The organism is Paraburkholderia sp. (genome assembly GCF_049581445.1).
GTDB lineage: Bacteria > Pseudomonadota > Gammaproteobacteria > Burkholderiales > Burkholderiaceae > Paraburkholderia.
Window position 1 is genome coordinate 1 of record NZ_JBAURZ010000130.1, and the last position, 11762, is coordinate 11762.

Here is an 11762-nt window from a genome sequence, read left to right on the forward strand (position 1 = left end):
GGCTCAGACCGCCAGCACCCATCTCGCGAAACTGCTGACGGGCGGCCTCGTCGCCGTCGAGGCGCAGGGTCGGCACCGTTATTACCGGCTGATCGGTCCGAACGTTGCCCTGGTGCTGGAGAATCTCGCATTGATCACGCCCGTCGCGCCGCCGCGCAACAAGCCGCCTGGCGGTGACGCGCAAAAGCTGCGCTTCGCGCGCTGCTGCTATGACCATCTGGCAGGCCAGCTAGGCGTAGCGCTGACGCAGGCGCTGGAGCGGCACGGCCTGATCGTCGCCGCAGCGGACAAACGGTTCGAGGTCACAACCGACGGCGTCGAGTGGTTCGGCCATTTCGGCCTGAATGTGCCCGATCTGAATCCGACCCGGCGCGGGGTCGCACGCCAGTGCCTGGACTGGACCGAGCGGCAGCATCATCTGGCGGGGCCGCTTGGTATGCAGTGGATGAATCTGCTGTGCGCGAACGGTTCGTTGCGGCGCGGCAAGGCGACCCGTGCGGTGCAGGTGACGCCTCAAGGATGGGTCTGGTTGAAAGACCATCTGGGGATCGAAGGCCGACTGGGCGAACTCACCCAAGCCGCGTGACCTATCCCGCAAGCAGCCGCAAAGAGGAACCCTTTCGCCGTGTTCGCCGAATACATCGTCCGATGGGATTTGATCCCCGACGGCGCCCCGATCCGCACGCATAGCAGTCATCTATTGCCGGTGCGGCAGCGCGGCGTTCCCGCCATGCTCAAGATCGCGCAGGCGGATGAGGAGCGCCAGGGCGGCTCGCTGATGGCGTGGTGGAACGGCGAGGGTGCGGCGCGCGTGCTTGCGCACATGGGCGACGCCCTGTTGCTGGAACGCGCGGAATGCGCGCGTTCTTTGGCGCAGATGACCCGTGATGGCAACGATGACGACGCAACGCGAATTCTTTGTTCCGCTGCGGCAAAACTACATACGCCGCGTGCCCAACCCAAACCGGCGCTAGTGCCGCTGGAGCGATGGTTTAGCAGCCTCTGGCCGGCGGCACAGCAGTACGGAGGCTTATTCGGGAAGTGCGCACAGGCCGCACGCGAGTTGCTCGATTCGCCGCAGGACATCGTGGTGCTGCATGGCGATATTCATCATGGCAACGTGCTGAACTTCGGTGCGCGCGGCTGGCTCGCTATTGATCCGAAAGGCCTGTACGGGGAACGCGGATTCGATTACGCCAATATATTCTGCAATCCTGATCGTGATAGCGCTTGCGTAGCAGGGCGATTTGAACGCAGATTGAGTAGTGTGGTGAACGAAGCGGGCCTGGGACGACGACGGTTGTTGCAGTGGATTCTGGCGTGGTCGGGGCTGTCCGCTGCGTGGATTGTCGAAACGGGCGAGCGCCCAGAGGTGGATTTTGAGGTCGCGGAGTTTGCGATCGGGGCGCTATCCGCCATACGCGCTGGGTAGTTCGCGCGACACCGGCAACGCGCCGCGCGAACGTTCACTCATGAGGCGATGTGCAGCCCAGTCTAAGCCGGCGGATCTGCTGGGACTAATGCCTCAACTCTTCTCCCCATGCGCAGGATCAAGCGGCTTATGCTGCTCGCCGCCAAGTCCCGGGAAGAACGCGTTCCACGCCGCACGCACGCCTTCAGCGGCGGTGGCCTCGGCATTGTAGTGTTCCTGATCGCTCTCGCCGGAGCGTGCGGGATTGGCAGACAGTCCTCGCCAGTGAGTAAAGACCAGCAGCGGCTTTTCGGTCCACTCGTTGGCGCCGAACTTGGCGAACGCCGTCTCGCCGCTTACTAGCTGAACCTCGTACCAGCCTTCGCGAACGGGCGAATGACGGTCCAGCGGAAACCACGCGGTCGGTTCAATTTCCATTGCGTCCTCTCTGGAGTAGGGATTGTCACGGTTACACGAGAGGCATTCTTCATGCCCGCCGCGCGCGTGCGAATGGACCGTTCCGCGTCAAAGCCCACGGCTGTTGCAAGCCGGCTTGAGGTGGGGTATTCACCTGTCCCGAGTACGCCTCGATATGTGCCGCTTGACCCACGTACCGTCTTGCCGCCTGGCAACGCAGCCAGCGTAAAACTTACATCCGCACCGGATGCAAAAGAGAACGCGCGGCGCATTGCGCTTCGTGCGCACCAAGGCGCTATTCACACCCGCCCCCGGCTCCGGCTCCCGGGCCGTGCGCCATTCACGGCGCTCCGCGCCACCTCGCCCGCTATCTGCGCCAGCACGTGAATCGCAGGCGCAATTTCCTCCTCCGGCGTGTTGCCGTAGCCAATGACGAGACCATTGTCTTCTTCGCAAGGCGCGAGTACGAAGCTGGACAGCGCGCGTGGCGCAATGCGTTGCGACACTGCACGCTCCACGACCGCATGGTCCGGGATGCGCGCTGGCAGGCGCAGCGTCAAATGCATGCCGCAATTGCCGCCCAGAATCTGCGCAGGCTCGAAGTGCGAGGCCAATGCCTCGCGCAATGCCTGCTGCCGTTCCCGATAGAGACGGCGCATGCGACCCAGATGGCGGGCAAACTCGCCCCCCTCGATGAAGTGCGCGAGCGCCAACTGGTCGAGCCGGTGACCGCCGCGCAACATCTCCTGAATGGCAACACGGGTGGGCCCAACCATGCTGCGGGGCAGCACGACAAAGCCAATGCGCAGCGCCGGAAACATCGTCTTGCTGAACGAGCCGACATACAAAACCGGAGCATCGGGCACCAATCCCTGCATGCTGGCAATCGGCTCGCCGGTGTGGCGAAACTCGCCGTCGTAATCGTCCTCAATCACCCACGCGCCGACGCGACGCGCCTGAGCAATCAGTTCCAGGCGCCGCGCCACCGACAGCACCGAACCCGTCGGATATTGATGCGCGGGGGACGTGTAGATCAGTTTGGGCGGACTCACGCGCCAGGCATCGGCGGGGACAGCCAGGCCTTCATGATCGACGCGCACCGGCATGGTCTTCAGATCGCCCAAGGTGAAGGCGGCTTTGGCGCCACGATAACCGGGGTCCTCGACCCAGGCAGTGTCGCCGGGATTGGTGAGCAACGACACGCAAAGATTCAGCGCGTCCTGTGCGCCCTCGGTAATCACCACTTGCGAACCGTCGCAGCGCACGCCCCGCGCGATACGCAGATGCGCAGCAATCGCGTCGCGCAGTGCCGGTTCGCCGGCTGGGGTACCGTAACCGAGCGCATGCGGCAACGCTCGATCCAGCGCCCGCTCGAGCGAACGCAGCCAAGCGCCAGCCGGAAACCGATCTAGGGCGGGCGTGCCTGGAGTCAGCACTGAGAGGCCTTCGGTCTGCGGGCGAATCGCAGAGAACGGCTTGAGACGCGCGGCAAACGTGACCTCGGCTACGGCCGCATCCTGCTGGCACTCCGTATTCAGGGCTGGGCTGGAGAGTGAAGTGACGCGCGTACCCTTGCGATCAGCCAGCACGTAACCTTCGGCCGTCAGATGGTCGTACGCGATCACCACGGTATTGCGCGAAACACCAAGTTCGGCCGCCAGCAGGCGCGACGACGGCAGCAACGCACCCGTCGGCAGGCGTCCGGCGAGAATCGCCTGCTGCAGGCGCTCGATCAGCTGCTTTTGTAGCGATACGGGTTTGCCGGCTGCGGTAAGCGCGCCGTGTGTTAATGGACCGATGATTTCGATCATGCGTCTCTGGATCTATCAAAAGCTCACTTCCTGGATCTTTTTAACATACCACGTTTGACGTATCGTGCGAAGTGAAGCCGGTTACGGCACAGCGGATCGGCACGTGAGCGACTTCGTTGCGGGATGCGGGTTGCGCACCGCCGAGAGTGCCGGAACTACGGGGATTGCCAGGATTCAAGCCAGGGAGAAACAAGTGGAACCACGACTCAACGAATATGACCAGCCGATCGGCGAACCGGTCCCGGGGTGGCAAGGCGCGCAATTGCCCGGCAGCACGCCGCTGGTAGGCCGCTATTGCAAGATCGAACGGGTGGACGTCGAACGGCACGCCGAGGACCTCTATCAAGCCTACAGCGACGCCACCGACGCTCGTGACTGGACCTATCTGGCCGTTGGGCCGTTCCCTAACGTTCAGGCGTACCGCGACCATCTGACCAAGGCTGAGGCATCGACTGATCCGATGCATCACGCAGTGATCGACCTCGCAACCGGCAAGGCCGTCGGCACGCTGGCGTTAATGCGTATCGATAAGGCCAACGGAGTCATTGAGGTGGGGCACGTCACCTACTCCCCGCGTCTGAAACAAACCCGCGTGGCCACCGAAGCGATGGCGCTGCTGCTGAAGTACGTGTTCGATGAACTTGGCTATCGGCGTTTCGAGTGGAAGTGCGATTCGCTGAATGGACCATCGCGGACAGCAGCGCTGCGATATGGCTTCAAGTTTGAAGGCATTTTTCGGCAGGCGATTGTGTATCGCGGACGCAACCGGGATACCGCCTGGTACTCGATTATCGACAGCGAATATCCGGCGCTGCGCAAAGGATTTGCGCAATGGCTTGATGAGCGCAATTTCGATGCAGAGGGAAATCAGGTTGAACGCCTTGCGACGTTGATCGCGCAGCAGTAAGCGTCGGTGGTAGAGGCGCCGCGTCTAACGCACCTCTCTCAAGCAGGACTAGCCATACGGCGAAGCTGAATGGTCGGCTTGCCCTTGTACGAGGTCTGGAGCCACTCCACGTAACCGCACTTCTGCGCAACCCGCAAAGAGGCGGTGTTCTCCGGCGCGATGAGGCAGGCCGTGTCAGCCGCCGGCCATTGTGTGTCGGCCCAACGCAGAGCCGCACGCACCGCCTCCGTCGCATAGCCGTGGCCGTGGGCGGCTAGCGTCAATGCCCACCCCATCTCGGGCGTGTCCTCCAGCGGCGGTTCAATCTGGCGCTGGAAATCGGCAAAGCCCACTTCGCCGAGAAAGTGGCCGCTCCGCTTGTCGCGGACCACCCAGAAACCGAAGCCGAGCAGCGCCCAGTGCCCGGCGTAGCGCATCAGACGCGCCCACACCTCTTCGCGGGTAAACGGCTGACCGCCGATAAACCGGATAACCTCTGGATCCGACCACATCGCAAAGCTCTCCTCAAAATCCCCACGGACGTGGGGACGCATGATCAGGCGGTCGGTTTCAAGCAGCGTACTTGACGAAGGCATGGTCCGGGGGGCGAAGGGCGTTGAGCAGGTGGGTGTGATGATCGCAGATTTCGCGGGTCTCGGAGTCGCTGGTCTTGTCGTCTTCCGGATGCCCTCTAAGCCGTGTGCCGAGTTGCTCAATGAGAGGGAGCCCGATAAAAGACTCCCTTCTATCGCGAGGTTGATCCCCCACGGCACCGCAGGCTAGGATGGTTAACGCATATCAGCCGCGCGGCCTGTGATCGCGCAGCAGCAATTCACCGCGAACAACCGTCTTCCCTGAACAGGACCATCCGGAGCGGGACGAACCCGCCCCACGGAGCCGCCGCATGAAGCTTCGCTTCAGATACCTCAGTGCGCTGTGCATTAACCTGCTGTTGCCCGTGCTCGCCTATCGCCTCGCCTACCCGCATTGGGGGCTGGCGGGCGGACTTGCGGCATCGGCGTTACCCCCAATCGCATGGATGGCGTTGGACTTCGCGCGCTTTCGACACTTCGACGCCCTGAGTGCAATGGTTGTGTTCAGCATCGTCCTCTCGCTCGGCGCCGTGCCGTTGGGCGGCCCGCAAAACCGGGCGCTCGAAGAGCCGATGGTGTCCGGCATAACCGGCCTTACCTTCCTCTTCTCGCTCGCGCTACGTCGTCCGATCGTGTTTTATCTGGCCCGCTCGACGATGGCCCGCGAAAACGACGACGGCGTCAGCACCTTCGAGCAGGATTGGCACGAACGTCCGCGTCTCGCCGCTGATATCCGCTTGATGACGCTCGTCTGGGGCTTGGGCCTCATTGCGGAAAACACGCTGCGCTCGCTGATCGTCTGGCATGGCGGCACTACGCCACGCGCTGCCCTTGCGTCGAAGCTTGTCAGCTACGGCGTCTACGGTAGTCTCACGCTCTGGACATTCTGGCGTCGCCGTGGCCTCAAGCAGGACGCCGAGCGCCGTGCAGCCGACCAGGCCAGCGCAGCTGTGCAACCTGGAACCCCGGGCCACTGACGCCTGATTTCAGTTGCCGTTACGGCCTTACTGTCCCGACATCACGCAGCCCGCCCCTACGCCAACTCAAGAAACCGCTCCAGACAGGGATTGCGATTCCCCGGCGACCAGACCAGCACCTGCTCGATCAACGGCGCGTCGGCGAGCGGTCGGAATACCACGCCGGCAAGCTGCGCCTTGCGCATCGACGCCGGCACCAGCGCGATGCCTACCCCTTCGTCCACGAGGCTGAGCACGGTTTGCTGCAATTGCACTTCAAAGCGGATATCCGGCTCGAAGCCGCCCGAACGACAATGTTCGAGGATACTGGCGCGCAGCGTGGGGGCCACTTCCTCGGACGCCAGCACGAACGATTCCCCAGCGAGCTGTGCAATCTTCAACTGCCGCGCCCGGGCCCGTGGATGCGTTCGCGACAGCGCCACACACAATGGCTCGCTGACAATCGTACGTGTGGCAAGACCCTGGTTTGGCACACTGGGAAACATAATGGCCGCATCGATCTGTCCGGCCAGCACCTGCGCGGCCAGATCGTTCGACACCACTTCGCGCAGATTCAGCACCACCTCCGGATACGCCGAACCGAAGGTTCGCGCATAGCCCGGCACCACGCTGTACGCGGCGCACATCGTAAAGCCGATCGAAAGCGTGCCGCTATCTCCGTGCGCTGCGGCCTGCGCGTTGCGCGCGGCCTGTTCGAGCGCGCCGAGGATGGCTTTGGCGTCGGCATAGAAACGCTCACCCGCTGCCGTCAGCGTGACGCTACGCGGACTGCGCTCGATCAACGTCACACCCAGGCTTGCCTCAAGCGCCGCCAGTTGGCGGCTCAACGGCGGTTGCGACAGATGAAGACGCGCCGCCGCCCGGCCAAAATGGCGCGTTTCGGCGAGAGTGACGAAGTACCGCAGCGGCTTAACGTCGATCACGATGCAAAAAAGGTATTGTCGGACACCAGAAACGGTATTTGATTGTATCAATCTGAACCACTACTCTGGCGCATTTTCCTTTTCACCCAAGTTCAGCAGCCACCCCGATGTTATCGACCCTGGAGATTCTGCTTCCCGTATTCGGCCTGATTTTTGCGGGCTTCATTTGCCGTCGCCGCGCGCTGCTGGGTCCGACCGCCGCATCGGAGCTGAACCGTTTCGTCGTCTGGCTCGCGTTGCCCGCGCTCCTGTTCGATACGATGGCGCACGCGACCTGGCATGAGCTTTACCAGCCTGCTTTTGTCGCCACGTTCTCGATCTCTTGCGCCGGTATCTTCGTGGTGATTCTGGCGGCGCGTCTCTTGAGCGGCCGGCCGCTTGCCGACGCCAGCGTCGATGCAATCGCGGGTTCGTATCCGAATACCGGTTATATCGGCTTCCCGTTGTGTCTTATCGCCTTCGGGCCCTCCAGTTTGACGCCGACCACTATCGCAACCATCCTGGTCGCGTGTGTGCTGTTTGCGTTTGCGATCGTTCTGATCGAAGTAGGACTGCAGACCGAGCGTGCGCCACATCGATTGGCGTTCAAGGTGGTACGCGCACTGGCGCGCAATCCGCTGATCGTGTCGCCGATCATCGGCGTGCTGGTTGCAAGCGCGCACGTCACCATGCCGCAAAGTGCGGAAACCTTTTTGAAGCTCCTGAGCGGATCGGCCAGCCCATGCGCACTGGTCAGCCTCGGTTTGTTTCTTGCCGAGAAACGTCCCGCCGCGAGCACCGGCTCAGGCACGTCGCTTCTGCTCACCGGGATCAAGCTCCTGTTGCAACCGGCGTTGACGTGGTGGCTTGCCGCCCGCGTCTTCGTTCTGCCGACCGCGCTCATCGAGATCGCCGTCGTGCTCGCCGCGCTGCCCACGGGCACCGGTCCTTTCATGCTGGCGGAGTACTACCGGCGCGAGGCTCACATCACATCGCGCACCATCCTGCTGTCAACCCTGGGATCGCTCGTCACGCTGTCTCTGTTGCTACTTTATATGCGGCACGGCGCCTGAACGAATAGCGCGGAACCAGAGTTGCGACTGCCGTCCCACGCGCCCCGCTGACGCCGTGACGCGATGACACACCGCGACATATCTTGTACATATCTTTTAACTGTGCCGCTCCCTAGACTGGTTTCATGGGACGCACCGGCAATCGGTGCCGCAAACGATTCGTCCCGTCACCAGCCGGGACAGGCACACCAAATGATATCTATAGGAAAAATTTCGCTCGTTGCCACATTCGTGGTGGTGAGTGCGTCGATGATCGAAGCGTGGGTGCTCAGCCGCAAAGGCCAGCCGCGCTTCGACTGGCATGAAGTCATGCTGTCGCTGACCGATCTGGTTGGCCGCAAACTGCTCGCACTATTACCGCTCTCGCTGGCCACGCCGGTGTTTGCCTTTGCATGGGACCATCGCATCTATACGGCGACGATCAATAGTGCGTTGATGGTTCTGCTGCTGTTTGTGGGTCAGGAGTTCTGCTACTACTGGTACCACCGCGCATCGCATCGTATCCGTTTCTTCTGGGCGACCCATGCGGTCCATCATTCGCCCAATCAATTGACACTTTCCTCGGCGTACCGGCTCGGGTGGACCGGAAAACTAACCGGTGCGGCAATATTCTTCACGCCGCTCGTATGGCTTGGCGTGCGTCCCGAGATCGTGCTCGCCACCCTGATGATCAACCTGTTGTATCAGTTCTGGCTGCACAACACGTGGATGCCAAAGCTAGGCTGGCTCGAATACGTCTTGAACACACCCTCGGCGCACCGCGTGCACCACGCGTCGAATGTGGAGTATCTCGATGCAAACTATGGCGGAGTGCTGATCATTTTCGACCGCCTGTTCGGCACCTATGTCGAGGAGCGCAAAGATATCCCGTGCCGCTACGGTCTCACCACCCCAACGCGCTCGCACAATCCCTTTGTCGTGCAGTTCGAACATTGGGTAAGCCTTGCGCGCGACATGGCTGCGTCAAAGCGTCCGTGGACTGCCATCGAATATGTGCTGCGGCCGCCTGGCTGGCGGCCGGACGGTGCAGGCGAAACCACTGAGGAGTTGCGGCGACGAGTGGCCAACAGCTAAGACGAGCGCGCGATGCGGCGTAGCGTGACGCCAACCGCCACCGTCAAGACTTCTCTGCGTCACTGGCACCGCTCGCAGCCGGCGTCCCTGTCGATGAAAAAGCACCCACGAGGTGCGCATGGCTCTTGCCGGAGGACTCAGCAAGTTGCCATGCGAACAGTCCCGGCACGAAGATCAGCAGATCGCGAATGCGCCGCGCGCCGGCCAGCGCGAGACAGGTGGCAGGATCAAGACCAAGCGCGCCGCCGATCAACACAAAGCCGCCCTCCTGAACGCCCAGTCCACCGGGCACAAAAAAGGCTGCGCTGCTGACCGCCTGAATCAGCGATTCGATCACCACGGCTTCGACAAAGCTCACGTGCACGCCGAGAAAATACAGCGCGACCCAGATCTCCAGGGCGGTCGCAATGCACTGCACTGGTTGCCAGAAAAACAGGTAGCGCAGCACGACACCACGGCGGCGCCAGATCAGTTTGATGGCCTGATCGATCTGGGCGGATTGACCGACCAGCGCGGCCAGTTTGCCGCTGGTGGCATGGTTGAGCATGCGCGTCAGCCGCTCGAACGGGCTCGCATGTTGCACCAGCGAAAACAGCACGAGAAGCGGCGTCAGAACGACAATGCCCCACGCCAGATCGCCGGCAATCCGCAGCGTGCCGGACTCCGCATGAGCAAACAGAAACCCGATGCCCACCATCGTGAACATCAGTTGGCTGATCAGCGTTAGCTGCATGTCGCCCACAAGACTTGCGGCTGCGGTCGAGCCGCGTAAGCCGCGCCGCCGCATGAGCCGGAACGCCACCACCTCGCCGCCGATGCGCGCCACCGGCAGCATGCTGTTCACCGATTCGCGGATCCACACCAGTTGCAGCATGCCCGCAAGGCTTGGCCGGTTCGCGCCGCGTATGAGCGTCTGCCAGTCACGCGCATTGGCGAGCATGGGCAGCACATGGACAAGCCCGGCCAGTACCAGTCCCGCTCCTGCAGCGCGCATCAACCCGAGCACAGAGCCTGGATTGTCGTGCAGCACCAGCCAGAGGGAAGCCACGAGTCCCGCCAGCGCGGCAAGACGTCCTAAATGCTTCATCGTGCCGCCACCCTGCCCTGCTTATTGATCGCTACCGCAGCCGAAAAGGCACTGCGTTGCCGCAAAGCCCGCTGATGCCGGGTTGCACGGCCTTCCTGAATAATCTGCATGACCTGTTTACACCCGTTACTCGTCCTTTACCGGTGACAGCATTCCGTCGCCGTCCACCTTGAAGCTAAAGCCGCGCCAGATCACCCTTGTCGAGAAGTAGCTCGCCACGAAGATCGAAAACGACACGATATCCCAGAACGGCAGCAGCCACAGGTCGCGATACGGTTGTTGCAGCGCATGATCGGACTGGACCTTCAGCGCAAGCCTCGCCAGCAGCGCCAGCAGTGCGAACGGCCAGGACCACGACGCGGCGCCGGAGAACAGCACCGCAAACATCGCAAAGGCGAACGGATGAATCAGCGCCGAGCCCAGGTGGCCAAGCGGATCGATGGTACGGATGGTGCGGCTCCAACGCAGTTCATGCGCAATCAGTTTGGCCGCACTGGTTTCGACGCAGGCGTGTGCGACCGTGAACGGCGGAATCACCACTTTCTCGCCGCAGCGGCGCACCGCTTCGCCAATCGCGTGATCCTCGGCAAGGTGATACACGAACTGCGCAAAGCCGCCGATGTTTTCCAACGTCTCGCGACGCATCGCAATGGTCTGCCCAAAGCACGGCCGGGCCATGCCAAGCGCGAGCCCCGTGATGACGCCAGGCAGAAACTGATAGTTGGTCGCCTTCGCCGACAGGCGGGGCCAGAAGCCAGGATCAGGCTGACCGCGATAGACGCAGGTGACGAGCCCCACGCCGGGTTGTTGCAATTCACCCATCACGTCGCGCAGATAGCCACGTCCGACACTCACATCGCTATCGGCGAACACCAGCACATCATGCTGCGCCAAGGGCAGCATGTTGAGGATGTTGCTCATCTTGCGATTGGGCCCGTAAAGGCGCGCGTCGGCCACCACCGTGATATGCGCTTCCGGATGCAGATGCTGCAACTCTCTGACCGTTTTGAGCGCGGGATCTTCGGCGTCGTGAACGCCGAACAGAAATTGCACGGGCCCCGGATAGTCCTGCTGGCAGAAGCTCGACAGATTGTTGAGCAAGGCCCACTCCGCGCCGTGCAACGGTTTGACGACCGTGACAGCAGGAAAATTCTCGGGCAACGCCGGACTGCGCGCGAAGAAGCGTCGCATTAGCATGCCCGCCAGCAGCGTGTAGGCAATGCCGAAAACGGCGCTCGCCGCGCACAGCGTAGCGAGCATGAAAAGCAGCAGATGCGCCGTGCGTACGGGCCCTTCCAGATCGATCAGCCCAATCACCGCACACAGCGCAATGGGACAAGCCACCCAGGCCACACGTTTCATGCCTGGGCCCTCCGCGCAATGCGGCAGCAGCGGCGCATGGGGATCACGCTTCGTGTGCGCGCAGGAAACGGTAGAACTCCACGCCTTCGCGCAGACGCCGCTTCATCATGTCCCAACTCATCAGCATCTCGCGCACGATTTCCCAGATCTTCGACGGGCGGAAATAGAA

Annotated in this window: 12 protein-coding genes; 6 read left to right on the forward strand and 6 right to left on the reverse strand. The window is 62.3% G+C overall.

Annotation, left to right across the window (positions count from 1 at the left end):
* A partial coding sequence (locus WCA85_RS11940) for an ArsR/SmtB family transcription factor (protein WP_424064067.1) occupies positions 1-586 on the forward strand: 586 nt, incomplete at its 5' end.
* Between the two features lie 39 nt (positions 587-625).
* Positions 626-1432 (forward strand): aminoglycoside phosphotransferase family protein, encoded by an 807-nt coding sequence (locus tag WCA85_RS11945; RefSeq protein ID WP_424064069.1) that lies wholly within the window; start codon positions 626-628, stop codon positions 1430-1432.
* Positions 1433-1525: 93 nt separating this feature from the next.
* Here WCA85_RS11945 and WCA85_RS11950 read toward each other — a convergent pair whose 3' ends face one another.
* Positions 1526-1849: a hypothetical protein gene (locus WCA85_RS11950; protein ID WP_424064071.1), complete on the reverse strand. Its 324-nt coding sequence runs from the start codon at positions 1847-1849 to the stop codon at positions 1526-1528.
* A gap of 278 nt (positions 1850-2127) precedes the next feature.
* Positions 2128-3639 (reverse strand): PLP-dependent aminotransferase family protein, encoded by a 1512-nt coding sequence (locus tag WCA85_RS11955; protein WP_424064072.1) that lies wholly within the window; start codon positions 3637-3639, stop codon positions 2128-2130.
* A 193-nt stretch (positions 3640-3832) separates the two neighbouring features.
* Here WCA85_RS11955 and WCA85_RS11960 point away from each other — a divergent pair, with 193 nt between their 5' ends.
* Positions 3833-4546, forward strand: a complete 714-nt coding sequence (locus WCA85_RS11960; RefSeq protein ID WP_424064073.1) for a GNAT family N-acetyltransferase — start codon at positions 3833-3835, stop codon at positions 4544-4546.
* Between the two features lie 38 nt (positions 4547-4584).
* Here the strand turns inward: WCA85_RS11960 and WCA85_RS11965 are convergent, their stop codons facing one another.
* Positions 4585-5121: a GNAT family N-acetyltransferase gene (locus WCA85_RS11965; RefSeq protein WP_424064074.1), complete on the reverse strand. Its 537-nt coding sequence runs from the start codon at positions 5119-5121 to the stop codon at positions 4585-4587.
* Positions 5122-5429: 308 nt separating this feature from the next.
* Here WCA85_RS11965 and WCA85_RS11970 point away from each other — a divergent pair, with 308 nt between their 5' ends.
* Positions 5430-6095 carry a VC0807 family protein gene (locus WCA85_RS11970; protein ID WP_424064076.1) on the forward strand — a complete coding sequence of 222 codons (666 nt, stop codon included), beginning with the start codon at positions 5430-5432 and terminating at the stop codon, positions 6093-6095.
* Positions 6096-6151: 56 nt separating this feature from the next.
* On the opposite strand, the gene WCA85_RS11975 is transcribed toward WCA85_RS11970, so the two are convergent.
* A complete protein-coding gene (locus tag WCA85_RS11975; RefSeq protein ID WP_424064077.1) occupies positions 6152-7018 on the reverse strand; it encodes a LysR family transcriptional regulator in 867 nt (288 codons plus the stop codon).
* A 107-nt stretch (positions 7019-7125) separates the two neighbouring features.
* Here WCA85_RS11975 and WCA85_RS11980 point away from each other — a divergent pair, with 107 nt between their 5' ends.
* Positions 7126-8070: an AEC family transporter gene (locus tag WCA85_RS11980; RefSeq protein ID WP_424064079.1), complete on the forward strand. Its 945-nt coding sequence runs from the start codon at positions 7126-7128 to the stop codon at positions 8068-8070.
* Positions 8071-8262: 192 nt separating this feature from the next.
* The gene (locus WCA85_RS11985) at positions 8263-9144 is read left to right on the forward strand and encodes a sterol desaturase family protein (RefSeq protein ID WP_424064081.1); all 882 of its coding nucleotides are present in this window, start codon (positions 8263-8265) and stop codon (positions 9142-9144) included.
* Positions 9145-9187: 43 nt separating this feature from the next.
* Here WCA85_RS11985 and WCA85_RS11990 read toward each other — a convergent pair whose 3' ends face one another.
* Together WCA85_RS11990 and hpnI are read right to left on the reverse strand one after the other, a co-directional pair.
* Positions 9188-10231, reverse strand: a complete 1044-nt coding sequence (locus tag WCA85_RS11990) for a lysylphosphatidylglycerol synthase domain-containing protein (protein ID WP_424064083.1) — start codon at positions 10229-10231, stop codon at positions 9188-9190.
* 126 nt (positions 10232-10357) lie between these two features.
* Complete coding sequence (gene hpnI / locus WCA85_RS11995; protein ID WP_424064085.1) at positions 10358-11593, reverse strand: bacteriohopanetetrol glucosamine biosynthesis glycosyltransferase HpnI; 1236 nt, start codon at positions 11591-11593, stop codon at positions 10358-10360.
* Between the last annotated feature and the right edge of the window lie 169 nt (positions 11594-11762).